The organism is Rhodococcus sp. NPDC055024 (assembly GCF_053608585.1).
This window is the reverse complement of sequence record NZ_JBSGVT010000001.1, coordinates 1310710-1335811: the sequence shown is the minus strand read 5'-3', so window position 1 is coordinate 1335811 and position 25102 is coordinate 1310710. Positions and strand designations below refer to the sequence as shown.

The following is a 25102-nucleotide window of genomic DNA, read 5'->3' as shown; positions in this document are numbered from 1 at the left end:
TATTCATAGAAATACCGGACAAGTAGATTCCGATCGAGATACGCCCACGCATCGGATACATCGGTGTATCGTTTGGGTTCCATCCCGACGGAGGCGCCGATGACGACTGGAACGGACAACTCGCCGGCCAAGCGTGTCACCAAACGCCGTGGTCAGACCCGGCAGCGCCTTCTGGACGCGGCCGCGGACGTCTTCTCCGAATCCGGGTTCGGACACGCCACCGTCGAGCAGATCTGCGAACGCGGCGGGTACTCCAGGGGCGCGTTCTACTCCAACTTCGATTCACTCGACGAATTGTTCTTCGCGATGTGGGAGCAGCGATCTGCAGCAATGCTCGCCGATCTGCGGTTGGCGACGGAATCGATCACCGCCGGTAACACCGTCGATATCCACGCCGCCGTGGCCCGGATCGTGGCGGTGGTTCCGGTCGACCCGCAGTGGTACCGAATCAACGCCGAGTTCACCGCCCACGCTCTCCGCAACCCGGCACTTCGCAAAGCCCTCGCCGATCGCGAAGATGCAATCCTTCGAACGCTGCTTCCCATCGTGGAGGTCGCACTCAGCGATGTCGGGCGAACAATCGTCGGTGACCCGACGTCGTTGGGACGGGCGCTGGTCGCCGTACACGACGGCACCAGCGTGCAGTGCCTCGTCGATACCGACACCAACGCGGCCTTCGCGTTGCGCCGCGATATCTTCACTCGAATTCTGCTGTCCTACAGCGAAATAATCCAGAACAACCAATCGGAAGAGGAGCTGTCGTGAGCGAACAAGCTGACGTCATCGTTGTCGGGGCAGGGCTGGCGGGACTGGTCGCCACCTACGAACTGACGCGCGCCGGCCGCAAAGTCCTTGTGGTGGAACAGGAGAACGCTGCCAACCTCGGTGCGCAGGCATTCTGGTCTCTCGGCGGACTCTTCCTCGTGAACAGCCCCGAACAACGCCGACTCGGCATCAAGGACTCCCTCGAGTTGGCCATGCAGGACTGGATGGGCACTGCCGCATTCGACCGCGACCGCGAAGATCACTGGCCGCGTCAGTGGGCCAAGGCATACGTCGAGTTCGCAGCCGGAGACAAGCGTCAGTACCTGCACGATCTGGGGCTTCGCCTGATGCCCAACGTCGGCTGGGCCGAACGCGGGCGCGGAATGGCTCTCGGACACGGCAATTCGGTGCCGCGCTTCCACCTCACCTGGGGAACGGGACCTGGCGTCGTCGACGTTTTTCTGACCAAGGTCATCGCTGCCCAGAAACGCGGACTTGTCACGTTCAAGCACCGCCACCAGGTGGATCAGTTGGTGGTCACCGACGGCGCGGTCACCGGTGTACGAGGAACCGTCCTCGAACCTTCCAGTGATCTGCGCGGTGTGAAGAGCTCACGCACTCCCGTCGGTGAGTTCGAGTTCGCCGCACAGGCCGTCGTGGTGACCTCCGGCGGTATCGGCGGAAACTACGAACTGGTGAAGAAGAATTGGCCGGAGCGACTCGGCACGGCTCCGAAGCACATGTTGACTGGAGTGCCGGCGCACGTCGACGGGCGCATGCTCGAAATCACCGAATCCGCGGGCGGAAACATCGTCAACCGCGACCGCATGTGGCACTACACCGAAGGCATCCAGAACTGGAATCCGATCTGGCCGAACCACGGAATCCGCATCATCCCAGGACCGTCCTCGATGTGGTTCGACGCCACCGGCAAGCGTCTGCCGGTCCCCAACTTCCCGGGCTTCGACACGATGGGGACCTTCAAGTACATCCTGGACAGCGGCCACGAGTACACGTGGTTCATCCTCGACCAGAAGATCATCGAGAAGGAGTTCGCACTCTCGGGATCGGAACAGAACCCTGACTTCACCAATCGCGACTTCAAGCTCCTCCTCGAACGAATCAAGAAGGGCGCGCCGGGACCGGTCGAAGCGTTCAAGCAGAAGGGTGCCGACTTCGTTGTGCGCAACAACCTTCGCGATCTGGTCGACGGCATGAACGCCCTCACCGACGAACCGCTCCTGGACTACGAGGACATCGAGCGTGAGATGATCGCCCGCGACCGCGAAGTCGACAACAAGTACAGCAAGGACTTTCAAGTCACCGCCATCCACGGTGCGCGTAATCTGTTGGCAGACAAGATCGTGCGAGTTGTTGCGCCGCACAAGATCCTGGACCCCAAGAACGGCCCACTGATTGCGGTCCGGTTGCACCTGCTCACCCGCAAGACTCTCGGAGGCTTGGAAACCAACCTGGATTCACAGGTCATCAAGGCCGACGGCAGTGTCTTCGACGGCCTGTACGCAGCCGGCGAGGTCGCAGGTTTCGGCGGCGGCGGAGTCCACGGCTACAGCGCGCTCGAAGGGACCTTCCTCGGTGGGTGCATCTTCTCGGGCCGCGCAGCCGGGCGGGCACTGGCGCGCGACCTGTAACCCGAATCAGGCGAGCGAATGCGTGACCAGAATGTGGTGGGCACGCATTCGCCGCGCCTCGTGCACGGATTGATGGTGGTGATGGTGCGTCGGTCCCCGCGCATGGCGAACCAGATCGTGAACACTTCGGATGACGGTCGGCATTGCGACCCTCCCTCGGGAGATGGCGACTGTTGTACTTGTCGGTGGAATCACTGTCTGGACACCGCCACTCGCGCCACCTCCTCCGGATCGATCAGGTGGGTATGGTCGTCGTCACCGACATCGATCTGCACGACGTCGATACGGCCGTTGAATGTGGTTGCGCCACTGTAATCAACACTGACAGGCATGCCGTAGTCGTCACCGATGTCGGTAGTCTCGTCGGCGGAGAAAACCATCGGTTGCGTCTGCTCGACGCGACCCGAGCCCACTTCGCGACCGTCGTGGTAGATCGTGACCCCGCCGCCTCTCGCGAGACCACCTCCGTCGTAGGCAAACTCAGCCCTGATCTGGTGTGATCCTGCCGGAATGTCAACGTCGGATCCGATGACGAACTCGGTCATGCCCAGTAAGTTGTAGACGAATTTGGTGCGACCTTCCCGCGCGTAGAGTGCCCAGCCCCCGAACCTGCCTCCCTGCGCGATCATCACACCATTTGCTGTGATGCCATCCGCGACGTCGACAGCTGCAGTGACACTGAACGATCGGTTTTTGATGCTCAGCACGCTGTGCTCGCTCAGTCGCTTCATTCCGGGAAACAGAACCTGTCTGTTCCCGGACACCAACTGCGGGCGCCCCGCGATGTGAGGATTGAACCTCTCGAATCTTCGGTCGTCGATGGGGAGCACGTTGTACTTGACCGCTTCGATCAACCACAAACGTTGCAGTGCAGCAAGTTTCTCCGGCATCTCGGCGGACAGATCTTTGGACTGCGTCCAATCCTGCGACCCGTCGTAAAGTTCCCAGACATCGTCGTCGAGAGCGGGGAGTACCTCCGCGAACAGCCACGGAGTGCTGTGCCTGGTGACCGCACTCCAACCCTTGTAATAGATACCGCGATTGCCGGCCATCTCGAAGTACTGCAGATCGTGGCGTTCCGGGGCTTCGGCGTCGTCGAAGGTATAGACCATGCCGGTCCCCTCGACGGGAGATTGTTGGACGCCGTTGACGAAGGTCGGTTCCGGTAGTTTCGCGGCTTCGAGGATCGTCGGCGCGACGTCGATGACGTGCGTGAACTGTGACCGCGTCTCACCCTTGGTTCGAATCCCTGCCGGCCAGTGCACGATCGTCCCGTTTCGAGTACCACCCCAATGCGACGCAACTTGTTTCGTCCACTGATACGGCGTACACATTGCCCACGCCCAGCCCACGGAATAGTGGTTGTACGCGTCCTTGGTACCAAACTTGTCCTTGACCTCGGCCATGAATTCCGGTGTCTCGATGGCAGCGAGTCCGTTGAAATTGGCCATCTCGTTGAAGGCTCCGTTGATCGTCCCCTCCGCGGACGCTCCGTTGTCTCCGATGATGTAGTACACCAGCGTGTTGTCGAGAGCTCCGAGTTCTTCGATCGCGTCGACAAGCCGGCCGACATGAAAATCGGTGTGTTCGAGAAAGCCTGCATAAACTTCCATTTGGCGTTCGAGGACAGGCTTCAATTCCTCACTCATGTCTTCCCACGCCGGAATGGCCTCGGGACGAGGGGTGAGAACCGCATCCGCGGGAACGACTCCCCGCTGCTTCTGCTGCTCGAGAATCGACTCGCGTTGAGCGTCCCAACCTCCTGCGAACCGGCCCTCGTACTTGTCGGCCCACTCCTTCGGCACATGGTGCGGTGCATGGGTAGCGCCGGGAGCAAAGTAGACGAAGAACGGCTTGTCCGGAGCCAGGGACTTCTGCATCCGGACCCAGTCGATCGCGTGGTCGGCCAAGTCTTCGGTGAGGTGGTAACCCTCCTCTGGTGTCTTGTCGGGCTCGACGGGCGCAACGCCCTCGTACAACGCCGGGTAATACTGGTTGTTCTCCCCGCCGATGAATCCGTAGAAGTGCTCGAAACCGCCCTCTCCCGTCGGCCACGACGTGAACGGTCCCACCGGTGACGTTTGCCACGGCGGCACCTCGTGGCACTTGCCGAACTGCGCCGTCGAATATCCGTTGAGCTTCAACGTCATCGGCAGTGCTGCTTTGGTATTCGGGCGTAGACCGGAAAGGCCAGGAGCTGAGGTCGCGGTCTCGGTGACCGACCCCATTCCGACCGAGTGATGATTGCGCCCGCTCAGGAGAGCGGCGCGGGTCGGAGCGCACAGTGCCGTCGTGTGAAACCGCGTGTATGTGAGCCCATCACGTTGTAGTCGCTCGGCAGTCGGAGTGTCTGCTGGTCCGCCGAAAGCACTGCTCGCCCCGTACCCCACGTCGTCCAACAGGATCACCAGAACATTGGGCGCCCCGGCCGGCGGCAGTAGCGGAGTGATCGGCGGAAACTCGGTGTCCGGATCCTTCGCGTCGTACGTCACCAGACCAAGATGTTGTCGATCCGGGATCGGTAGTACAGCGCGGCTCTGGCCTGTCGGATCCGTCATGACGTCTCGCCTTCTGTCGCTCGTACGCTCTTTCAAGCGTTTCAGGATCACGACAGCGTCGACATCATCCGTTTCGGGTGAAGGCGCACCATCGCCGCAGCGTGGAGGCTTGAAGTGTGGATCAGCCCGCACGTTTGGATCCCACCGAGACCGGGCATGTCTTCGTTTAGCGAGTTTGCTACGCGCCCCCACTCGAGCCGCCGTCGTGAGCCTGTACAGATTGGCGGGCCATCGCGTCAAGGCATCGTCAAGATCGGTCTCAGCTCAACGGGAAGTATCGATACTGAGTCGGTGAGACATGCAGTGATACTCGGATACCGTGGGGTCATATCGTCGACCACCCGCCCCGGCCGTGGACCGGAGAAGCAGAAGCTCTCCGTCGCAACCGGACTGGCGGGCCTTTCGCTCGACGCGATGGCCTCGGTGTCGTACGGTCCAGAGGCCATCGTGTTGGTGTTGGCCCTCGCCGGCGGCGCGGGGATCGGGTTCACCGTGCCGGTGACGATCGCCATCGCGGTGCTGCTTGTGGTTCTGGTGGCGTCGTACCGCCAAGTGATCGCTGCATTTCCCGAAGGCGGTGGCGCCTACGCCGTCGCAAAGAAGCATCTGAGTCCTCGAGCAAGCCTGACTGCCGCCGCGTCGTTGATCGTCGACTACACCCTCAACGTCGCGGTGTCGATCGCAGCCGGTGTCGCGGCTCTGACCTCCGCCTTCCCTGTGCTTCTTCCCTATACGGTCTGGATCGCACTGGCGATACTCGGCGGCATCACTGCACTGAATCTACGGGGCATCGCAGATTCCGCGCGGGTATTCATGTTGCCCACCGTGGTTTTTGTCGTCAGCATCTTCACGGTGATCGGTGCCGGACTACTACGGGAAAACCCTGCCGCCGCTACGGCTCCCTTCCTCGCCGACAACGCACACACGATCGGCATTCTCCTTCTGCTCAAGGCATTTTCGAGTGGTTGCGCCGCTTTGACCGGCGTCGAGGCCATCGCCAATGCGGTACCCAGTTTCAAGAAGCCTCGCGTGCGTAGCGCTCAGCGTGCCGAAGTTGCTTTGGGAATCCTGTTGGGCACCATGCTGATCGGACTCGCTGTGTTGATCGAGAAGTTCTCGCTCGCCCCGGTCCCTGGAACAACAGTCCTGTCGCAACTCACTTCTGCTGCCCTCGGAAATGGTTTGGGCTACTACGTCGTCCAATTCTCCACCGTGATTCTGCTGGCGTTGGCCGCGAACACCTCGTACGGCGGACTCCCTAACCTGATGCGGATCCTCGCGGACGACAACGTGCTCCCGCACCGCTTCAGCCGAAAGTCGACGCGCGACGTCTTCACGTACGGCGTCTTGTCGCTCGGCGGCGTCGGCGCTCTCCTGCTCATCGGATCGGGTGGAAACATGAACACCTTGGTGCCGCTGTTCGCCATTGGTGTGTTCATCGGATTCACGCTCGCGCAGTTCGGCATGGTGCGCCACTGGCTCGCCGAACGGACACCGGGCTGGAAGTGGCGATTGGCGCTCAACGGTTTCGGCGCTTCGTTGACCTCGATCGCAGCAGTGGTGACCACCGCCACGAAGTTCACCGAGGGAGCCTGGCTGATCGCTTTCGCCCTCCCTGCGCTCGTCCTCGGCATGGAACGCATCCGCGGCGCGTACACGCATCTCGGTGCCCGACTGACCGTTCAGAGTGACAACGATTCTCTGTCCATCGGATACAAACCAGCGGTGCTGGTACCCGTGTCGGAAATTACGTCACTCTCCACCCGCGCGATGGCCGCAGCAACAGCGATGTCGTCACAGCCCATCGCAATTCGAGTCTGCCTGGCCCACGAATCGACGACGGACTTCACACGCCGATGGCAAGCCCGACACCCGAATTCGCGTTTGATCGTCATCGAGGACACCGAGAATTCGGTGGGGAACACTCTCGCTCGATACATCCGCACACACTTCCCCCACCGAGAAACCTTTGTCGTAGTCGCCACCATCGACCCGGCGACCAGATGGCACCGGTTCCTCCCGAGCCAACGGACCGATGAGATCGCTCATGCACTGCGCAAACACACCGAGGCCGTGGTGTGTCAGATTCCGGTCCGGATCGATCCGGCTCACCGCGATCCCGCCCTGCGCGCATGAGCCGACCCTCAGAGCGAGGTCCCGAACAGCATGCCAGTGCCACCGGGACTAGCCCATATGCCGAGATCCCGATCAACGCCATGGTCGACCCGACCACCAGTCGCCTGATCGGACCGCGTGTGCTTTGACCTTCATTTCTTGCCCTTTCCCTGACGTGGCTCGGCCACTCCGAGCTGGTTGCGGATCGCCTTGGCGGTCAACTCGGGAATTTCCGAGTGCCGGGCAACGACTGTTCGTCGTGAATCGAAAGGCACCAATCGTGAACGAGCGGACGCAGACGCAGCGAACTGCCTTCGGTCAGTCGTCATAACGGACGCGTTTAGATCTTCCGAAGAAGTTCGTCGTAGTGTCGTAGCCGAGGGCCGGTAGCACAACGAGAGCCTTGTCTTCCAAACTCTTGGTACCGGTCACTGCGTTTTTGACGCGCTTGCCTAGCGCGCCCTTGATACGCGGCGGGAGTGGGTTGCCGACGCTGTTGAGGGCGTTGAGAGCGAGCTCGGCTGCCCCGACGTTGCCGCTCGTAGATTTTAAGTCGAAAAGTCCGTAGATGATCGTCTCGACTAGTTGACGTCGCACCGCATTGTCCTTGATTTCCGCTCTGTCCCATAAAGCAATTACGGCCTGTCGTCGGGCGTTATTCGTTGCGGCTGAGAAGCGGCTGATGAGCAGTTCAGCGACCTGGGTTTCGTCCGCGTTGGCGAGGCCGAGCACATCCAGCACCGCGTTGTTTGGGATATCGGGCTCGGCGACGACGAGGTACTTGTCGAGTAGCGCGCGGTGCTGCTCCGCTGTCCATCCTCGGTGCACCTCGTTGGCTGCGTTCTTGAGCTCGGATGCGTAGGCGTCGGTTCGTCGCAGGGGTTCGTATACGGCTGCGAAGCCATCGGGGTCCGGATGGGTTAATTCGAGCCAAAGTGCGGCGGCGTGAACAGCCGCTTGTTCGTAGTTGGAGGCGACGTCGACCATGACCTGGACTGTTGGCAGATCGGTGGTGTGCACGTGAGTGGACCCGATCGCCTGAGCGAGGGCGAGGGGCATGGCGACGTGTCCGAGGTCATCGAGCCATGGGCTCTCCGCTGCTTCGGCCAGTAGCCCTCGAACCTCCTGGTCTTCCAGCTGGTCAGCGGACACGCGTACGGCCTCCGTGCCGTCGTCTATTAGGTACCGGTACAGCGGGTCGTCGGCAGCAACCGGTTCGAGCGTCTCCGCAAGAGTGTCTTGCAGGGAGCGTGCCACAGCCAAAAGGACCCGGTCGAAGTCGAGGACACCTGCCGAAGCGAAGAGCCGCGCTCGAGCGAGGGCGTCTCGGCGTTCACTGGCTTCTTCTGTAGTGGTGACGTGGTTCTCGACGACTTCGAGCACGTCTGAGTTCAGACTTGGGATGCTGCCGTCAGGCAAGTTGGCAGTAAGCGGCGCGAGCGCGTCGAGGGCGGAGTGAATGACGTCCAGGCCTTCCCAACTACTCCATGCCTTCACCACAAGCTTCTTCAATGGCTCGGCGTGCGTGGCGTCTATTACCGAGGGGGCGATGCCGGTCAGCCAGTTATTCCAGCCGCCGACGCCCCGTTTACGGGTTGCTTCGAGGATGCTGGTTGCAAGGCCGGTTTCGCTGGTGGGCTCGGTCTTGCTGAGCAGCCGGAGCGCGGCATCGCGAGCGTCTCTCACGTCGATTTTCAGAAGAAGGCGCAGGACCAGATGCTGGAGCGGCGTTTCCCGCGTGCCGGAATTGTCTGCGAGAGCATCAAGCGCCGCCTTGGGGGAGAAAGGTTCAGGCTCGGGTTCCTCGGTTATCGTCGTTGCCGCTGCGGTTGCATTGGCCGCTGCCTTCTGCTCGGTGACCCATTCTGCATGGGTTTGCTCCGTTTCGCTGACAAGTGTGGAAACTCGGGTCTGCGTGGTGGTGATGACCTTGAGGAGGTCGTCGTCGGAAAGTTCGAAAAGGCGAGCGATCGTTGTAGGGCCGGATTCTGACACGATGCGAGCGGACAGATAGTTAGCGACGATCGCGGGGTCGGCGTCCAGTGCGAGTGCCGCGTCACGGAAGAAGAAGTCCGGTGCAGTGAAGCCGGGGCTCGTGATCGCTGCGATGACACGGCGGCGCAGTGCGGGTGCGCTCGCCTCGGATCCGACCTTGGTGAGTGTCCAGGCACTCTCGGCTGTGTCTTCGTCGAGGAACTCGGTGTTGTCGTCGTCGAGAACGCAGATAGCTTCGGCGACGGTGTCTGCCACCTTGGCTACGGGAAGGGATGGGTTAGCTTCGGTGAGCAGCAGGAAAGACCGTGCGGCATTCGGTCCGGCGAGCCCGGCGCCTGTCCGGATTTGGTTGGTCAGGACCAGCAGTACCCCTTCCCGCGCAGCTTCGTCGAGCCCATCGAGGTGTCGTTGCAGTGTTCCGATGTCCGCATCTTCCGCAGCGCGCTCGACCGCGAGCGCAAGTTCACCGTCCAGCCCAAAGACTGTTCCGGTGCTCTGCATGTAGATCATGTCCCGAGACGGACCCCGTACCTGGCGGGTCCGGCTCAGGTAGTTGAGCAGTTGTTTGTTGTGTGCCTTGCCGATCTGAGTCGCACGGTGATCGGCCTCATCATCACCGTCCGGTTCGTCCTCGACAAGAACGATGCTGGGGGCGGCGCTCTCGAGTGCGTACGACCTGGCGATTTCTTTGGCGCGGTCCGAGGTTCCGGCAGGCAGTTTCGCGTCCTTGTCCCGCACTAGCTGAAGTACGAGTGCCGGAAGGTTGGCATCGACTTCGAGGTGTCGGGCGAATAGCGGGAACTCCACTCGAAGACAGACCAGTCGCGCAAGGGCGGCCGCGTTCGTACGCGGATCCTCTGCCAGGAGATCTGAGTTGTGACGTTCCTGAGCGAGCCGATAGGTCAGCGCAAACGTGTTGAGCAGGTGCTTGACGCGTCGGGGGCTGGTGACGTGGGTGGGGATGAGGACCGAGAGCACATACTCGCGGTTGACCTCTGCCCACAAACCTTTGCGGTTTTCGACGAGCGTTGTCGCGTACTTGCTGACGCTTTGAGTCAGTAGCGGCGGCAGGCTCAGTTGGTATTGAAAGACTTTGTCCAGGTACGCGCTGCCGGTGCTGTAGTACGGGTTGGTGTCGTCGGCCGGGGTGTCCTGCTTTGCAGCTCGGGTGAGCGCTCCCTCCAACACGTTCTGGTCTGCAGCCACGATGAAGACACACCGGTCAATGCCTAGGAACGTCCGGATGGTATCGAGGGTGGTAACCACCTCGCTGGCCGAACACCGATCGAGTTCATCCACGAAGACGACGAGACGCTTGGCTCCCGCGGCAGAGACCAAATCCTTAAATATTTTCTCGAACTGCTCGTCGCTGTCTGGCTTCGCAAGGCTGTGATCGACGCCGAACGTCTTGCTCGCCAACGTGATCAGCGCGGCGAGCAGAGTGGCCGGTACAAGACCCGCCAGCACGACCTGCTTGGACAATGACTTGAACTCGACCCCGAAGTCCGAGTGTGCCCCGATGCGGCTCTGGCCGAAGGCAACGGCTGACACTACGACCGCGAGGATCGCCGTGAGACCGAGAAGCAGCAACGCGAAGACACCCAACAGCTTCACGATGGTGGTTGTCGGAACCTTGATTTCGGTCTTGGTCCGGCCGCTGTAGAGATCCTCGTGATACTTGGACTGCTTGCATCCGAGTTCGCTCGCGACAGCGCTGATGAAGTTCCGCCGTAGCGGCACGTCCGCGTATTTGAACGCATCAAAACGTACGCAGCGAACATCGCTGTGCCCGTCGATCTTGTTCTTGAGCAGGTTGGCAATTCCGCTCTTCCCGGACCCCCACGGTCCGTACAGGGCGATATTGGAAGGCATTGTTACTGTCGTAGCGAGGACCGCGAGTTGGTCGACGATTCCCGCGTGCGCGAGACGGTCATCTTTCACGGCCGCAAGTTCGCGGTCATCCAATAGGTCGTCGGGGTGCAGTTTGGGCTCCCCCGTTTGCTTGGAAGTTTCTCGCGACATGGATGTGCTCCGTCAATGGTTTTGAAGAGTGGAAATGCAGCTCGTCTATCTTGTACGGATCGTGCGCAGTTCGGAGGCCGCACACGCCGGTCGCCTACGTATCGCCAGGCTGGTTTAGTTTATCGGGACCGCTTCACGAAACCGTCTCAGTACCTTCTTGCACTTTCGGTGTGCATTATGACTATCGCCACCAGACAATCGCACCCCCCTCCGTTACAGGTTTCACCTGCGGAAATGCGATTTTTCGGATCCATTTTGACTGTCCGTAAAAAAATTCACTAAGGGGTAGTTTCCAGCCGACAGCATAGGAGCCTCGGGTCAGTTGCGACGAAAACCCTGCCAAACAATTCAGTGTGCATTTCGGGTAGCCGAGAACCCGCTGCTTCATGTCAAAGCTGTTTTCTCGCTGCAAGTTCCGATAAAGGGTGCTGCGGGCGACGTTCAACACTTCGGCGATTTCTGTCATTGATACGCCATCGCCGCGCATTTTGTTGGCTTGCCGTTTCTTCGCCGCGGTCAGCGAGGATGGCCGGCCTCCGACGCGGCCGCGATCGCGAGCTGCGGAGAGTCCTGCCATGGTGCGTTCGCGGATGAGGTTGCGTTCGAATTCCGCTAGGGCTCCGAAGATGTGGAAGATCAGCTTGCCACCGGGGTGTGGCCGTGTTGATCTCTTCTGTCAAGGATTTGAACGCCACCCCTCTCGCTTCGAGTTGGATGACCGTCTCGATCAGGTGAGGCAGTGAGCGGCCGAGTCGATCGAGTCGCCACACGACGGGTGTGTCACCCGGTCGGCAGTGCGTCCATGACGGCAGCCAGCTCCGGACGATCCGTCTTCGCTCCTGATGCTTTATCTGTCCATGTGCGGAAACAGCCGGCCGCTTTCAATGCGTCTTGCTGTAATTCCAGGTTATGGTCGGTGGTTGAAACCTGGCATAGCCCGAAAAGTCGCTCACAAGGGCACAGTGTTGCAGAACTCACCGACAGGCGAAGTTTCGGGACAAAAGCAGTGGGACGGGTTTTTGCAACACTCCCCCGGCCTGGTCACCTCATCTGATCGTCGTCGCCGTTTCGTGTCCGAGAAACGGACGATTGATGGACATACCAATTCGGGGCACTGTCGCGCCCGATCGGAGTCGAGCGAGACAAACAGGATCTAGTGAGAATCGAGCGTGCGTTCGCATACGAGGTTCCAGCCAGTCACTGAAACGAGGGCCCCGACCGCTGCCCCGAACAGGGTCCCCCCGATGATCATGCCAATGATGAATCGGGACACCGGGACCGTCTCGATATGGAACGATTGGAGATCGTGCGGCTGGTAGCTGGCTGTGTAGATCGTGAAGGGTTGGGAGACATACCACCACAACACGGCAGCACCAATGAGACCACACACCAAGCCGAATCCAGCGAAAACCAGCACAGTGACGGTCGTCGAGCGGCGTTGCGCCTTCAAAATATCTCTCCCAGGGCCACACACGCACGCTACCCAATGAGATTGATGAAGTCAGCTGGCAATAGCGGCGCGTCTAAGGTGAGGCCTCACAACCGCGAGGAGACCCTTCATGTTCGGATTCTTTAAAAGAGGCAGCGCGCAAGTTTATGAGTGCGGGTATGCGTACCCGGATCACAGCGCGCAGCCTCACTACCACGTAGGGCATCCACGTAAGAAGAGTCAGTCAATGACTAAAGGCACTGGCTCTTACGACGGTGACACCCTCCATGCCAACACCGGGGTCCCTCCCAACCTGCCAGGCACTAACAATCCGCCACTCGCCAGGGGTCAGTAGACAAGGACGACCGTCTCGTTTCCAACGATTCTGAGACCGAACACCCATCGAAGCTAGGTAGCGTGCGTTCATGAGCGTGGAACAGAACTGGCTGAGGCTTCACGATTGGTGCCTGCGGGAAGCCCCGACAACGGCCGCGGCGATTGACCCACCAGCGGGCCAAAGTGTCGTGGACAAGATCGAAGCATCGACCGGCAGAAAGTGGCCGACCGAACTACGGACATGGTTCGGTCTCCAGAACGGAAACCCGGACGGAAGGCACTCCGCCCTGATATTTCCGGAATACCAACCACTATCGTTGGATCACGTCGCATCTGTATGGGCATCGATGACAGCAATGTGGGCAGATACGACAGAAGCAGTCGGCGGCCTCAGCTTGCTCGACGAGCCTGCGGGGGAAGTCTCTGGAACTTACTTGTCCGCGTATATCCCCATCGCCTGCAACATTCAAGGCGATCTTTTGTTCGTCGATACCCGAGCCGGCGAATCCAACGGATGCGTACGCGGATTCATGGGAGAAGACAACGATCAGGGACAGAGTTGGCCATCAATCGACGCGCTCCTGGAGGAGGTTGTTGCTTCACTCGAACATGGACACCCATGTCGCGGTTGGGTTCCGACCATCGAAGAGGGCTGGCTGCACTGGGAATTTCCCTAGGCCTTCGCGATATCTCACCTGACATTGTCTCGGCAACGAATGTTTGCAAGACAACGCATGACCATGCATAACCTGCAGAACCGTTTCAAGGAGATAAACATCCCGGCGGCCTTCGACTACAACGACGTCGGCACCCGCTCCTGGGGATACTTACAAGACGCCTTCAACAAATCCTGGCCCATGCCCGGCACCAGTCCTGGTCTGTCAACCGCTGGTGGTGGCTCGTAACATCTACAGCTCGTGCACGATGAGAACTGTCGCGTACGCTTTTCGCCCAGAGCATCCAGGAAGGATCAAGGAGATTGAACCTAGAGTCGCAACGAGGATTTAGTAGTATGGACGTCAGTGGGTGGAGGCAGTTTGACCACGTAAGTCTTGAATTTCACCCTTCACTCACTGTTCTAACGGGTGCAAATGCGACGGGAAAAAGCACTGTATTGGGCATCCTAGCCCGGCATTTTAACTGGCAGCGGGCATACTCGACTGCCCCCTTCAGGAGCAAAAATAGTAATACGCGGTGGTCGCCCCTCGATTTGAGTATATGGAAACGGGATGACCGAAAACGGTCAAGCGACCCAAACTGGCAAACCATTGGGAATCTGACATACGGAACCGGTATCACTACCCAAATAAATGTTCCGGTTTCTGAACCCCAGCGGTCAAGGTCTCAATACGATCTGTTTTTAACCACGCAGCAGGCTGTGAATGGGGCTTATATAACCTCCCACAGGCCCGTTTCAGGAAATTACTCGCATGTGTCGTCTATACCTACGGAATTTGCGGACCCGAACACATTGTCGGACCAGTACACGAATGAGGTTCGCAATCAATGGTCCGGTGGATACACAGGAAAGACACCGCAACTCGTCTTGAAAGAGTCACTGATTGCTGCTGCTGCTTTTGGGGGTCGAGGCAATGAAGCGATGGACTACAATGAGGATGCTGACTCGATTTGGTCGGGATTCCAGCAGGTTCTATCACATGTCATTCCTCCTGCAATCGGTTTTAGAAGGATGCGTGCCCGTGTTCCTGACCTAATCATTGAAACTAAGTCTGGCGACTTCATTTTTGATGATGCCTCAGGGGGGCTTGCAGCAGTTATCGAGGTCGCTTGGCAGATCTTTCTACGTTCCCGCACTTACTCCAGCTTTACCGTTCTGCTTGATGAGCCGGAAAATCACCTGCACCCCAGCTTGCAGAGAGAAATCATACCGAGTTTACTTCGCGCCTTTCCAAAAGTGCAGTTCATAGTGGCTACGCACAGTCCGTTTGTAGTCACAGCGACCCCCGACTCTTACGTATATGCGCTTGACTATGGACCGAATGGGCTGGTTTATTCCCGGAAGCTCGACTACGCCAACAAGGCCGCGAGCGCTGACGAGACGCTTCGTCGCGTGCTGGGTGTCGAGAGCACCATGCCCGCTTGGGCTGAAACCAAATTCAGCCAAATCGTGTCCCAATATATGCATAGTCTACTAAACGATGAGAGATTACGAGCTTTACGAAATGAATTGAAAGCAAACGGGCTGGAGACCGAGTTTCCCGATGCTGTTGTTAGGTTGACCGATAATTTCGGAGATGACAGGGCGACCGAGTGAGGAATCTAACCAAAAACAAAGCTCCGGACATCCTGATAAAAAACGGTACTCAATGGACTGAAGAATATGTAAAACTTAAAGGTGGCAAAGATGAAAAATCTGCCGAGAAGTGGCGACACGCTGAAATAAAAGCAGCTCTTGCGGAAGAGTCTTTCGAAAAGTGCGTGTACTGCGAATCTATAATGGCAGACATTACCTACCCCCACGTTGAGCATATAGTCCCAAAGGGTAAGTTCCCGGAGTTGGCGCATGAATGGGATAATCTGACATGGTCATGCCCCCTCTGCAATAATAACAAGCGTGAGTATTATGATGTCCACGCGGCGATTTTGAATCCATTCGTTGACATTGTTGACGACCATCTTCGATTTCACGGCGATTTTGTGGATTTTCAGCTGGGGTCGATTCGCGGGGAGATTACCATAAATAAACTCGATTTGAATCGCATGACTTTGGTGGGAGCACGAATCGATCGACTCAAGAAGGTTAAGTCCATGCTTGAACGTTGGCACGGCGCGACTGGTGCGCACAAAGAGATGCTCGCGTCTGCGATAAAAATAGATTGCCTAGACGGCGAATTCAGAGCCACCGTTTGCGCATACCTTGCATCCTGGAAGTTCCCGCTCGTCTAGCCGGTTTGCCTGGAAATACGCTCGCAAGCTCGCTGCGGCGCGGTCTCGAAGGCGCTGTCGGCGTCGCTGCTAGTGCTCCTCATGGCGTCGAACATCTCAAGCACTCACTGACTTGACGTGGGCTGCGACGGTGTCACCGATACGGGTAGCGAGGTCGATGTCTTCACCCAAGGAAGCGGAAGCGTGGGCCGCTCCGACGGTGCCGGCGCACAAGTTCCAGGCGAGTCGATGTGCGGTGGGGGTGTCGGAGATTTCGCCTGTGCTGATGGCGGTGTCGACGATTTCACTAATGGCGTCCACCCAGTGCGCAAAGCCGTCGGCGTTGTCGATGGAGGGTTCGAGAGTGAGCTTCATGCCAGCACGCAGGTTGATGTCCTCGGTCATCTGTCGTACGAGGGATGTGAAGATCGCTGTCAGTTGCTCTGCCGCTGTACTGCTCGAACCGGGCGTTGCGTCGGTGATGGTTTCGTCGACGGTGCGCTTCCAGTCCGAGAGGAGTTGGTCGCCGATCGCTTCTTTGGATGGAAAGTGATAGTACATCGCGCCTTTGGCGAATCTTCCAGCGCGGGCGATGGTGTTCATGCTGGTGTGGCCGTACCCGTCGGTGTCGAAGTGACGGGCCGCAACGGTGATGATCGCGTCCCGTGTTCGCACTGTGCGGGCCTGGGGCGCCGCGTTTTTGCTGCCAGGGGCGCGGCCGATCCGGGGGCGGGTTCTCGCGGTGGTGTCTTCCGGCGTGTTCGCGACTCGATGGGGCTGCTCATAGTGATGTTCCTTCGATCATGCGGGCGGTAGCCGGATCAGGTCTGCACCACATCAGCAATCGCTCGTCGACGTGCAGGTGCGAAGGTCGTCGATCACGTGGAATCGTTCCGGTTCGCTGAGTAGAACCGACAGGGGTGAGAGGTTGCGCATTTCGCGGGCAGTCTCGGTATCGGAGGCTTCGATCTCGCGGACGGCGTCGAGGTCGTTGTTGCTCACGATGTGTTCCCATTGGTCGAGGCATCGGGTCAGTGAGGCGCCGGTGACGTGCTGGCGCAGTCGGTGCAGGCTTTGGTGGACCTGATCGGTGTCGAGGTTGAGGTGTTCGCGTTCGATTTTTTCGAGGACGGCGGTGTGTAGGAGCTTCTTGCGGATGACTTTGCGTGGGACTACGGACATCGTCAACTCCTTTCACGATGCTGCTTTGGTCGCCTACGACCTGGTAAAACTGCGTTCAATGTAGCGGATGCCCACCGCAGTCGGCGTCTACACTTGATTGGGGTTCTTCGTAGAATACGATGGTGTGATGTTGATTGGTTACGCACGATGCTCATCGTCTGGTGACGATGAGCAGGTTGAGCGTGACCAACTCGTGAAACTCGGGGTCGAGTCAGGTCGGATTCACGTCGATCATGGTTTGAGCGGTATCGATCGGCCGCGGCCGGCACTTGCGGCGGCGCTCGGTGCGGTATCTGCGCGTGACACGTTGGTGGTGACCTCGCTCGACCGGTTGGCGCGTTCGGTGCCGGATCTTTCGGATATCACTTCTGATTTGTCACGTCGGGACGTGTTGTTGATGGTCGACGGTGTCGTGCACGATCCGAAGGACCCGATCGGTGGGACGGTGTTTTCGATGCTGTCGACGACGTTCGCGCAGTTCGAGTCCGGTCTACTGCGGTTGCGACTGCACGAGAGTGTTGCCCAGCGGAAAGCATCGGGGGCGTTCAAGGGACGTAAGCCGAAACTCACGCCGGAGCAGCAAGCAGAGATGTTCGACCTGTACGAACGGCATGAATCTTCAGTCCCCGAGCTGATGAAACGCTTTTCTCTCTCTCAACCTGCGGTCTACCAGTACCTCACACGTGAGAGAACCCTTCGATCCTCACCGGAGCCACCTCCCGACCACTGACTGACACAACCAGAATCCCTTAGAGGGCAAGGCATCACGAAGTGGTGTCGCGGCAGACCGTTTGTGTGCTGTTCGCTTTGTCCTATGTTCAGGCGTTGCGGTGTGGGCCGATGAGACTGTCGAGGTAGGCGACTTGGGCGTCGAGACCGGCGCGCACGTCGTCGATGTCGTCTCGCATGCGTTGGTGTGGCCGGCGGCGTAGTCGGATCCGATGATCTGCCCGAAAATCCGGTCCACGTCCGCGGCTCCTGGTGCCAGCTCGGTCACTGACTGCAGATTGTTCAGTGCAACCCCGATCGGGGCGAGGGCTTGTTCGTAGGCGCGTAGCGCGACGACCCGGTCGACAAGGGCGGCTTCGACGCGTGCGGCGGCGACGTGCCGGCGGTCCCACTCTGCCCTCGCTTTGGCGAGTTGGTCGGTTCCGTCGTCTGCCGGCAGCGTTGGTGTAGTGGACCGTAGGCGTAGGAGTTCGTGTGCGGCGGCCGCGATCATGTGCAGTTCGATGGTGAAACCGAAAACGGAGCGGTGTCCGTCGAGCATGGGGTGTGTCCAGGATAGGTCGGAGATGATCCGTGCGACAACATTTTCCGCGATCACGACGAGTCGGATCTCGGGGCCTTCCTCGCGCAGCGGCCAGTGCAACGAGGAGTACGCACTGCGCAGTTCCTCACGCTGCTGCGTGGTCAGTTTTGTGAAGCCGCGAGGTTTCCTGTGAGAGTGCGCCACCAGCTCGGTTGGGCGACAAGTTCGTTCGGGTCGACGATCGTGCTCGAGAGTGCCGCGGCGGTGGACTGCGTGGAAGCACTGACGACTGCCCAGTCAAAGACTGCGGTGGTGAGTGGGGATCGGCGAGGGAAACCGAGTCGCCACCATCGACCCGGCGACCAGATGGCACCGGTTCCTCCCGAGCCAACGGACCGACGAGATCGCTCATGCACTGCGCAAACACACCGAGGCAGTGGTGTGTCAGATTCCGGTCCGGATCGATCCGGCTCACCGCGATCCAGCCCTGCGCGCGTGACCCGGCACTCAGAGCGAAGTCCCGAACAACATGCCGAGCAGATACGTAGCGCCTGCGGCGCCGTAGCCGATCGCAAGTTGGCGTAGTGCCCGCTTGAACGGCGGCCCGCCCGACAGCAACCCGACCACAACGCCGGTGGTCAGCAATGCGATACCCACGAGAACGGACGCGACGATCAGGGCTGTCATACCTTCGAGGCCGAACAGATACGGCAACACCGGAATGATTGCGCCCGAGGCGAAGAAGCAGAAACTTGCCGCCGCTGCGCCCAACCCGGTTCCGACGGCTTCATGGTCGTCGACAACGTCCGCGGCGCCGAAGGTGCTGTTCGCGAGGACCTCGGCGGCACGCTGGTCTGCTTCCTCGGCGGACATGCCGCGGGCCCGGTAGACCAGAGCCAATTCGTTGGCGTCGACGTCGAGCAGTCCCACAGCTTCGCTGGCGGCGGGACCGGGATTGGAGGCTTCCAACAACTCTCGCTGCGAGCGGACGGAAACGTACTCGCCGGCTCCCATCGACAGGGCGCCGGCCAGAAGCCCGGCCATGCCGGTGATCAGAACGATCTGGTTGGAGACGCCGCTACCGCTGATGCCGAGAACGAGCGCGAGATTGCTGACCAGGCCGTCGTTGGCCCCGAAGACGGCGGCACGAAATGTCCCGGAAAGTCTGTTCCGACCCCGAGCGGCCAAGGCGCGCACCACTTCTTCGTGGATCTTCTCGTCCGCGCCCATCGATGCGGTCGCGTCGGCGTCGTTTGGATAGGGGGATCGCGTCTCCGCGCGCTGGGCGAGAGCGAGCACGAAGACGGAGCCGAAGCGTCTGGCCAGAAAACCCAGTATCCGAGTGCGGATATCACCGCGAAGTGGTTTGCCGACGTGATCGCCGAGTAGCGCTCGCCAGTGCGCCTCGTGTCGGCCCTCCGCGTCGGCCAGTGCGAGAAGGATTTCGCGCTCCTCGCCGCTGCGTCTACCCGCCAGGTCGCGGTAGACGGCGGCCTCGGCTTGTTCGTCGGCGAGGTATCGTCTCCAGCGCTTGACATCCCGAGGATCTGGATCGGGTCGTGCAGCCGGAACTGTGGACATCGTGTTCCCCTTCCGGTGAGGCGGTCACGCTTCGAGTACGCGATCCATCCACGTCGTCAGATCGTTGATGACGTCGCCGCGGTTGGTCTCGTTGAAGATCTCGTGCCTGGCACCCGGGTAGGTGTAGTAGGTGACGTCTTCGATTCCGGCCGAGTTGTACCGCTCGACGGCGACGTCGGTACGGCTCAGCGCGGCGTTGAGGGGATCCGAGGTGCCGACGAACACCAGGATCGGAAGGTCTTGGCGCACGCTGTCGACGTCGACGAACCTCGGCCCGGCAGCGATAAGTCCGCCCATGCCGGCGTCGTCGAGGCTGAAACCGCACAGCGGATCGTTGATGTACAGATCCACCTGCGCGTCGTCGCGGCTGAGCCAGTCGTGCGGCGTACGGGCCGGTTCGAATTCGGCATTGAACTGGGCGAGGACGTCCGGGCCGTCGTTGACGAGGCTCTCGATGAGTTGATCGACCGCGGTGGTCCCTGACAGTGCGACGGCGTCGATGAGATGCGAATGATCGAGGATGTACTGCTGCGAAGCGAACGAACCGAGGCTGTGGCTGAGCAGTACGACGGGCAGGCCGGGGTGTTTGTCGCGGATGATGCCCGTGAGAGTCACCATGTCTGCCACCAAGCGGTTCCAGCCGTCGTCGCCGATGTTGCCGGGGCCGGCGTGCATGCTCTCACCGTGGCCGCGGTGGTCAGCCGCGTAGACGTGAAAACCGCGAGCATTCAGGGCTTCGGCAACGTGTGCGTAGCGTTTTGCGTGCTCACCCATACCGTGCGCGAGTTGAACAACCCCTCGAGGTTCCTGATCGGTGGGCCATTCGTGGACATGAATGACCACTCCGTCGTCGCTGGTGAAGGTGAACATTCGCTACTCCCGGTAGTCGCGATCCGGACAGGTCATTTCTCATGCTAGATCCGCAGCGGCAATCCATCCGGGAAGTAGGTCCTGATCACCGGCGAGCCTGATTCGTTTCTGCACATCCGGCTTCAAACTCGGATATACCGGACACGGATGTTCCGGAGCCAGTTGTCGACCAGCCTGAGGAGTACAGAGCGATGAATTCGAACCGCATGCGCAACGTCGGCTTGTTGGCGGCTCCACTTGCGGCTCTCGCCCTTCTCAGCGGTTGCGGCTCGGATGAAACGGGAACGGCCGAGAGTTCACCGGCACCCACCTCAACGACGACCGCCTCTTCGCCGACGACCTCGGCCGGTACCGCTGCACCGTCGACGACCCATACCGATCACACCCAAACCACAACCTCGACGGCACCCAATCCCGAGGGTTGCGCGATCGGGGAACTGAACGTCACCCTCGGCCAACCGAGCGGCGCCGCCGGTTCGGTGGAGCTTCCGGTGGTCTTCACCAACACGGGCGGCCGCACGTGCACGCTCGACGGTTTCCCCGGCGTCTCGTATGTCACGGGAGCGTCCGGAAGCGAAGTGGGTGCTGCCGCCGGCCGCTCCGGATCCGGATCACTCGTCTCCCTTGCCCCTGGCTCTGCCGCAACGTCTTTGGTGCGAGCTACGAACGTCGAGAACTACCCGGCAGATCAGTGCGGCGTGACCGACGTTGCGGGACTGAAGGTTTACCCGCCCAACAGCTACGACTCGGTCTTCCTCGCCTACCCCACCAAGGGTTGCTCGATGACCGGCGCGAACATCAACCAACTGACGGTCGCGCCGGTCGCCCGCTGAGTCACGGCTTGAGGCGTCGTAGACCCCAGAGCGCAGGCAGGAGGAACAGGCCTGAAAGGATCAGGACGAGTGCAGCTTCCGTGAACTGGAAACGCCAGAACCGATCAGCTGAGTGGTAGCGAACTTCATAGTGGTCGACGCCGTGTTCCCGCAAACAGATCTCCATCTCTCTGTTCTGCTGCGCTGAGAGCACATCCATGCGGAGGCTGTACTCGGCGCCGGTCTCCTCCGGGCGCTGGTCGTACGGGTTCTCATCGCCTGATCCACCCCACATGCACTCGTCGTATCCGATGTCGACCCAGTTACCTCGGACGTCGACATATCCCTGGGCGAGTTCCCAATTGACCGCGGGGATACTGGTATCGCTCGAATAGTAGGAACTGAATCCGGCGACGGGTGATGTTCGAACACTCGGCTCGGCGTAATCGGGTCGTGCAACCAACTGAAATCCTGCCAGGATCGCAACAACACCGACCATCGTGATCGCCATTGCGCCGATCGAACTACGCACCAGCAAAGCCAGTGCTGCTCCGAGCATGAGTGCCATGAATGTGTATGCACCCAAGACCAGTCCGCTGGATTGAAAGAGCGGATACGACAGGTTCGATATCTCGACGAAAGTCGAACGCCCGGAAACAAATGCATACCGGGAGTTGTCCGGGAGCGATCGAGCCCATTGCAATGCAAATCCAAGCAATGCCGAAGCCACAGAAATCGGCAGGAAGACAATCAACACCCGGGTCCAGAACCAACGAGTCCGACTGACCGATTGAGTAAGCCCCAATACGTGTGTTCCCTGTTCGACATCCCGCGAAAACACGGTGACACCGATCAACACGCCAAGGAACACCGGCAGAGCCGTCGCAACCACTGTCGTCAGGGTGAGTGCAGTCTCTGCCGTGCAGATCGCGGTGATGTCGTCGAAGCAACTGAGTGGCGATCCGAAGCGTTGGGTTTGTCCGCTGCTCTTGATGATCGCACCACTCGACAAGACAATGACTGCTAGTGCCGCGATGAATCCCAATGACACAAGGAGCGACGTCCGGTGATGCCGCCACGTAACCCAGATCATGCCGCCACCATCGTTTCTGCGCTCAGGTGCCCGAGCACCACGTCGTCGAGAGTTGCGTCGTCGATCACCCAGCCGTCCCGAGGGCTCGGACGCACGCCCTCCACCACATGAGAATTCGACCGCATCCCCTTGTCGGTATGGATGACCGCACCGGCGCCGACCACGTCCGAAGGATCGCCGTCGCCGATCAATACGTAATGGGCAGCGATCAATTCATCCAACGGTCCGGACAATCTCGCGTTTCCACCGCCCAGTAGAAGTAGTCGATCCGAGACATCCGCCAGTTCGGAGACGATGTGTGAAGACAACAGAACCGTGGTGCCGTACTCGGCAACGTCCTCGAGCAGGGTGGTCGCAACGGACCGCCGTGCCACCGGATCAAGATCCGCCAAGGGCTCGTCGAGAAGGAGCAGTTGCGGCCTGCGCCCGAGCGCCAAAGCCAGTGCAACCCTGGTTCGTTGACCTGGTGACAGAGTCTTCGACTTTGCATCGAGAGAAATTCCAGCGCGCTCCACCAGATCCAGAGCGTACTTCGCATCCCACTCGTCGTTGGTGTATGCACCGAATCGAAGGAGTTCTGCAACAGTGAATTTGGGGTACAGCGGCTTGTGCTGAGCGAGGTAGGACAGGCCTGGGCAGATGCCGTCCTGATCCGGCGTGCTACCCAGGACCGAGATCGAACCATGGTCAGGCATCGTCAACCCGACAGCCAGGGACATCAGCGTGGACTTACCGGCGCCGTTCACCCCGACCAAGGCAGTGATGCTTCCTGTTGCGACCTCGAAAGTGCAGGCGTCGAGCACCTTCTTCTTGCCGAAGCGCTTGTCTACGTCCTGCATCGTGAGCGCCGATTCTTGCTCAGTCATGATGTCTCCCCCTGCTTTCCGGACGGATCCGTTTCGATGAACGTCTTCTCGAGTTCCAAACTCACCAGTGCTTCGATGTCCGTGCGCTCGAGTCCAGCGGCCACGGCATCTGCCACCCAACGCGCCAACTCGCGCCGTAGCGCAGAGCTTTCCGCCATACCGGGCTTGGCCAGGGACTTGACGACGAACGTGCCCAATCCAGGCCGCGGAGCAACAAGTCCGTCGCGCTCGAGTTCCTTGTAGGCCTTCAGGACTGTGTTCGGGTTGATCGCGAGCGCTCCCACGACGTCCTTGGCTGTGGGCAGCCGATCCCCGACTTGGAGATCACCGAGCCTGAGCGCCTGCTTCACCTGAAGGACCAATTGCACGTATGTGGGAATGCCGGATCGGCGGTCGATACGGAAGTCGATCATCCGAACCCTTTCACTAGTTCATTAGTGGAATAGATATTTACCCTGCCTTGACCTCCCGGGTCAAGCCCGACGACCCCTGTAAAGTGCAGATGCCCCGGTTCACCGGGGTGCCACGCTGCTCGTGTGAAGTTCGGTGAAACCCCGGCACTGTCGACGCAACTGTGAATTCGCCCGTCACTACTCGAGGCGAACGAGTCAGGTCACCGGCCTCGTGGCGACACGATGGTTCTCGGACGAAGGACCGCTCGTGGCGCTTCCCCTCGCGGCCGCGCTGCTCGCGACCCTAGTCCACTAGCGGAGGGGTGGCTGTGAGTAGTCGGCCGACACGTAGATTCAGATCCGTACTTGCAGCGCTGACGGTGAGTACCGCGCTGCTTGTCGGTGCCTGCAGTAGCTCGACATCCGACGCACCCACAACGACAGCCGCCTCGGACGGTTCGTTCCCGGTGACTGTTGTTTCCGGTCCTACGGATTCCGGCACGGACATCACCATCGAGTCACGTCCGCAGTCGATCGTGTCACTCAGTCCCAGCGCCACCGAGACCCTGTGGGCCGTCGGCGCGGGCGATCAGGTGAAGGCCGTCGACAATCAGTCCGACTACCCAGCCGGCATCCCGATCACCGATCTCTCGGGCTTTCAGCCGAACGTCGAAGCCATCCTCGGTTACGCACCGGATCTGGTGATCGCGTCGGACGACATGAACGATCTTGTCTCCGGACTGCAGAAGGCGAAGGTGCCGACGCTCCTGTTACCGGCAGCGACCAGCATCGACGACGTCTACGCCCAGATCGAGCGCGTCGCGAAGGCCACCGGCCACGAGGACAAGGGCACCGAAGTTGTCGCCACCATGCGCTCGGACATCGACGCCGCTGTCGCCAGTGTTCCTGCGCGCCAACAGCCGCTGACGTACTTCCACGAACTCGACTCCTCGCTCTACACCGTCACGAGTTCGAGCTTCGTCGGGCAAATCTACTCGTTGTTCGGCATGAAGAGCATCGCCGACGCCGCCGGGCAGGGTGACTATCCGCAGTTGTCCGCCGAATTCGTGGTACAGGCCAATCCCGATCTCATCTTTCTCGCAGACTCCCAATGCTGCGGAGCGACAGCAGAATCCGTCGCCGCTCGACCCGGTTGGAGCGGCATGAAGGCTGTCACCGGTAACCAGATTCATGTGCTCGACGAGGACCTCTCGAGCCGGTGGGGACCCCGAGTCGCCGATCAGGTGAAGGCTGTCGCGGCCGTCGTTGCCCAAGTTCCCACGGCCTGAGTGCTCG

23 protein-coding genes and 2 pseudogenes are annotated in these 25102 nt (G+C 60.1%); 11 read left to right on the top strand and 14 right to left on the bottom strand.

What is annotated here, in order from left to right; genetic code table 11:
* Window positions 1-99: 99 nt before the first annotated feature.
* Both ACWF6P_RS06200 and ACWF6P_RS06195 read left to right on the top strand, forming a co-directional pair.
* Window positions 100-765 carry a TetR/AcrR family transcriptional regulator gene (locus ACWF6P_RS06200; protein WP_452620388.1) on the top strand — a complete coding sequence of 222 codons (666 nt, stop codon included), beginning with the start codon at window positions 100-102 and terminating at the stop codon, window positions 763-765.
* A complete protein-coding gene (locus ACWF6P_RS06195) occupies window positions 762-2417 on the top strand; it encodes an FAD-binding dehydrogenase (protein WP_378447311.1) in 1656 nt (551 codons plus the stop codon). Before ACWF6P_RS06200 ends, ACWF6P_RS06195 begins: the two co-directional genes overlap by 4 nt.
* A 6-nt stretch (window positions 2418-2423) precedes the next feature.
* On the opposite strand, the gene ACWF6P_RS06190 is transcribed toward ACWF6P_RS06195, so the two are convergent.
* The gene (locus tag ACWF6P_RS06190) at window positions 2424-2561 is read right to left on the bottom strand and encodes a hypothetical protein (RefSeq protein WP_452620387.1); all 138 of its coding nucleotides are present in this window, start codon (window positions 2559-2561) and stop codon (window positions 2424-2426) included.
* 47 nt (window positions 2562-2608) lie between these two features.
* Window positions 2609-4975: an arylsulfatase gene (locus ACWF6P_RS06185; RefSeq protein WP_452620386.1), complete on the bottom strand. Its 2367-nt coding sequence runs from the start codon at window positions 4973-4975 to the stop codon at window positions 2609-2611.
* 303 nt (window positions 4976-5278) lie between these two features.
* On the opposite strand from ACWF6P_RS06185, the gene ACWF6P_RS06180 reads away from it, so the two are divergent.
* Window positions 5279-7111 (top strand): APC family permease, encoded by a 1833-nt coding sequence (locus ACWF6P_RS06180; RefSeq protein WP_452620446.1) that lies wholly within the window; start codon window positions 5279-5281, stop codon window positions 7109-7111.
* A 297-nt stretch (window positions 7112-7408) separates the two neighbouring features.
* Here the strand turns inward: ACWF6P_RS06180 and ACWF6P_RS06175 are convergent, their stop codons facing one another.
* From ACWF6P_RS06175 to ACWF6P_RS06160, 4 genes and pseudogenes are all read right to left on the bottom strand, one after another.
* The gene (locus ACWF6P_RS06175) at window positions 7409-11107 is read right to left on the bottom strand and encodes a KAP family P-loop NTPase fold protein (RefSeq protein ID WP_452620385.1); all 3699 of its coding nucleotides are present in this window, start codon (window positions 11105-11107) and stop codon (window positions 7409-7411) included.
* Between the two features lie 181 nt (window positions 11108-11288).
* Entirely contained in the window at window positions 11289-11684 is a 396-nt protein-coding gene (locus ACWF6P_RS06170; protein ID WP_452620384.1) for a helix-turn-helix domain-containing protein, read from the bottom strand.
* A gap of 142 nt (window positions 11685-11826) precedes the next feature.
* Window positions 11827-11877, bottom strand: a pseudogene (locus ACWF6P_RS06165) (recombinase family protein); the annotation flags it as partial.
* A gap of 10 nt (window positions 11878-11887) precedes the next feature.
* Entirely contained in the window at window positions 11888-12085 is a 198-nt protein-coding gene (locus ACWF6P_RS06160; protein ID WP_452620383.1) for a recombinase family protein, read from the bottom strand.
* Between the two features lie 876 nt (window positions 12086-12961).
* Between ACWF6P_RS06160 and ACWF6P_RS06155 the strand changes: the two genes are divergently transcribed.
* The 4 genes and pseudogenes from ACWF6P_RS06155 to ACWF6P_RS06140 all read left to right on the top strand — a co-directional run bounded on the left by ACWF6P_RS06155 (window position 12962) and on the right by ACWF6P_RS06140 (window position 15779).
* Window positions 12962-13549, top strand: a complete 588-nt coding sequence (locus ACWF6P_RS06155; RefSeq protein WP_452620382.1) for an SMI1/KNR4 family protein — start codon at window positions 12962-12964, stop codon at window positions 13547-13549.
* A gap of 335 nt (window positions 13550-13884) precedes the next feature.
* Window positions 13885-13977, top strand: a pseudogene (locus ACWF6P_RS06150) (hypothetical protein); the annotation flags it as partial.
* Window positions 13978-14343: 366 nt separating this feature from the next.
* Window positions 14344-15147 carry an AAA family ATPase gene (locus tag ACWF6P_RS06145; protein WP_452620445.1) on the top strand — a complete coding sequence of 268 codons (804 nt, stop codon included), beginning with the start codon at window positions 14344-14346 and terminating at the stop codon, window positions 15145-15147.
* Window positions 15144-15779, top strand: a complete 636-nt coding sequence (locus tag ACWF6P_RS06140) for an HNH endonuclease (protein ID WP_452620381.1) — start codon at window positions 15144-15146, stop codon at window positions 15777-15779. Before ACWF6P_RS06145 ends, ACWF6P_RS06140 begins: the two co-directional genes overlap by 4 nt.
* A gap of 96 nt (window positions 15780-15875) precedes the next feature.
* Here ACWF6P_RS06140 and ACWF6P_RS06135 read toward each other — a convergent pair whose 3' ends face one another.
* Both ACWF6P_RS06135 and ACWF6P_RS06130 read right to left on the bottom strand, forming a co-directional pair.
* Window positions 15876-16433 (bottom strand): TetR family transcriptional regulator, encoded by a 558-nt coding sequence (locus ACWF6P_RS06135; protein WP_452620380.1) that lies wholly within the window; start codon window positions 16431-16433, stop codon window positions 15876-15878.
* Between the two features lie 162 nt (window positions 16434-16595).
* Complete coding sequence (locus ACWF6P_RS06130; RefSeq protein WP_452620379.1) at window positions 16596-16940, bottom strand: hypothetical protein; 345 nt, start codon at window positions 16938-16940, stop codon at window positions 16596-16598.
* A 127-nt stretch (window positions 16941-17067) separates the two neighbouring features.
* Between ACWF6P_RS06130 and ACWF6P_RS06125 the strand changes: the two genes are divergently transcribed.
* Window positions 17068-17670, top strand: coding sequence for a recombinase family protein (locus ACWF6P_RS06125; protein ID WP_452620378.1), 603 nt, complete (start codon window positions 17068-17070; stop codon window positions 17668-17670).
* On the opposite strand, the gene ACWF6P_RS06120 is transcribed toward ACWF6P_RS06125, so the two are convergent.
* Entirely contained in the window at window positions 17644-18396 is a 753-nt protein-coding gene (locus tag ACWF6P_RS06120; protein WP_452620377.1) for a hypothetical protein, read from the bottom strand. The two genes, ACWF6P_RS06125 and ACWF6P_RS06120, sit on opposite strands and share 27 nt — an antisense overlap.
* Before the next feature lie 112 nt (window positions 18397-18508).
* Here ACWF6P_RS06120 and ACWF6P_RS06115 point away from each other — a divergent pair, with 112 nt between their 5' ends.
* Window positions 18509-18691, top strand: coding sequence for a hypothetical protein (locus ACWF6P_RS06115; protein WP_452620376.1), 183 nt, complete (start codon window positions 18509-18511; stop codon window positions 18689-18691).
* Between the two features lie 8 nt (window positions 18692-18699).
* On the opposite strand, the gene ACWF6P_RS06110 is transcribed toward ACWF6P_RS06115, so the two are convergent.
* Window positions 18700-19773, bottom strand: a complete 1074-nt coding sequence (locus ACWF6P_RS06110) for a VIT1/CCC1 transporter family protein (protein WP_452620375.1) — start codon at window positions 19771-19773, stop codon at window positions 18700-18702.
* 24 nt (window positions 19774-19797) lie between these two features.
* Window positions 19798-20643 carry an alpha/beta hydrolase gene (locus ACWF6P_RS06105; RefSeq protein ID WP_452620374.1) on the bottom strand — a complete coding sequence of 282 codons (846 nt, stop codon included), beginning with the start codon at window positions 20641-20643 and terminating at the stop codon, window positions 19798-19800.
* A 191-nt stretch (window positions 20644-20834) separates the two neighbouring features.
* Between ACWF6P_RS06105 and ACWF6P_RS06100 the strand changes: the two genes are divergently transcribed.
* Window positions 20835-21476, top strand: a complete 642-nt coding sequence (locus ACWF6P_RS06100; RefSeq protein WP_452620373.1) for a DUF4232 domain-containing protein — start codon at window positions 20835-20837, stop codon at window positions 21474-21476.
* Between the two features lies 1 nt (window position 21477).
* Here the strand turns inward: ACWF6P_RS06100 and ACWF6P_RS06095 are convergent, their stop codons facing one another.
* Genes ACWF6P_RS06095 through ACWF6P_RS06085 form a run of 3 tightly spaced genes read right to left on the bottom strand, consistent with a single transcriptional unit; the run spans window position 21478 to window position 23827 of the window.
* Window positions 21478-22548 carry an ABC transporter permease gene (locus tag ACWF6P_RS06095; protein WP_452620372.1) on the bottom strand — a complete coding sequence of 357 codons (1071 nt, stop codon included), beginning with the start codon at window positions 22546-22548 and terminating at the stop codon, window positions 21478-21480.
* Window positions 22545-23387 carry an ABC transporter ATP-binding protein gene (locus ACWF6P_RS06090; RefSeq protein WP_452620444.1) on the bottom strand — a complete coding sequence of 281 codons (843 nt, stop codon included), beginning with the start codon at window positions 23385-23387 and terminating at the stop codon, window positions 22545-22547. Before ACWF6P_RS06090 ends, ACWF6P_RS06095 begins: the two co-directional genes overlap by 4 nt.
* A 23-nt stretch (window positions 23388-23410) precedes the next feature.
* Window positions 23411-23827, bottom strand: a complete 417-nt coding sequence (locus ACWF6P_RS06085) for a GntR family transcriptional regulator (RefSeq protein WP_003939899.1) — start codon at window positions 23825-23827, stop codon at window positions 23411-23413.
* Window positions 23828-24135: 308 nt separating this feature from the next.
* Between ACWF6P_RS06085 and ACWF6P_RS06080 the strand changes: the two genes are divergently transcribed.
* Entirely contained in the window at window positions 24136-25095 is a 960-nt protein-coding gene (locus ACWF6P_RS06080) for an ABC transporter substrate-binding protein (protein WP_452620371.1), read from the top strand.
* Window positions 25096-25102: the final 7 nt, after the last annotated feature.

Coding starts and splice junctions, on each gene's coding strand:
- ACWF6P_RS06200 (WP_452620388.1), top strand. CDS start 100: ATGACGACTGGAACGGACAACTCGCCGGCCAAGCGTGTCACCAAACGC.
- ACWF6P_RS06190 (WP_452620387.1), bottom strand. CDS start 2,561: ATGCCGACCGTCATCCGAAGTGTTCACGATCTGGTTCGCCATGCGCGG.
- ACWF6P_RS06185 (WP_452620386.1), bottom strand. CDS start 4,975: ATGACGGATCCGACAGGCCAGAGCCGCGCTGTACTACCGATCCCGGAT.
- ACWF6P_RS06175 (WP_452620385.1), bottom strand. CDS start 11,107: ATGTCGCGAGAAACTTCCAAGCAAACGGGGGAGCCCAAACTGCACCCC.
- ACWF6P_RS06170 (WP_452620384.1), bottom strand. CDS start 11,684: ATGGCAGGACTCTCCGCAGCTCGCGATCGCGGCCGCGTCGGAGGCCGG.
- ACWF6P_RS06155 (WP_452620382.1), top strand. CDS start 12,962: ATGAGCGTGGAACAGAACTGGCTGAGGCTTCACGATTGGTGCCTGCGG.
- ACWF6P_RS06130 (WP_452620379.1), bottom strand. CDS start 16,940: ATGTCCGTAGTCCCACGCAAAGTCATCCGCAAGAAGCTCCTACACACC.
- ACWF6P_RS06125 (WP_452620378.1), top strand. CDS start 17,068: ATGTTGATTGGTTACGCACGATGCTCATCGTCTGGTGACGATGAGCAG.
- ACWF6P_RS06110 (WP_452620375.1), bottom strand. CDS start 19,773: ATGTCCACAGTTCCGGCTGCACGACCCGATCCAGATCCTCGGGATGTC.
- ACWF6P_RS06105 (WP_452620374.1), bottom strand. CDS start 20,643: ATGTTCACCTTCACCAGCGACGACGGAGTGGTCATTCATGTCCACGAA.
- ACWF6P_RS06100 (WP_452620373.1), top strand. CDS start 20,835: ATGAATTCGAACCGCATGCGCAACGTCGGCTTGTTGGCGGCTCCACTT.
- ACWF6P_RS06095 (WP_452620372.1), bottom strand. CDS start 22,548: ATGATCTGGGTTACGTGGCGGCATCACCGGACGTCGCTCCTTGTGTCA.
- ACWF6P_RS06090 (WP_452620444.1), bottom strand. CDS start 23,387: ATGCAGGACGTAGACAAGCGCTTCGGCAAGAAGAAGGTGCTCGACGCC.
- ACWF6P_RS06085 (WP_003939899.1), bottom strand. CDS start 23,827: ATGATCGACTTCCGTATCGACCGCCGATCCGGCATTCCCACATACGTG.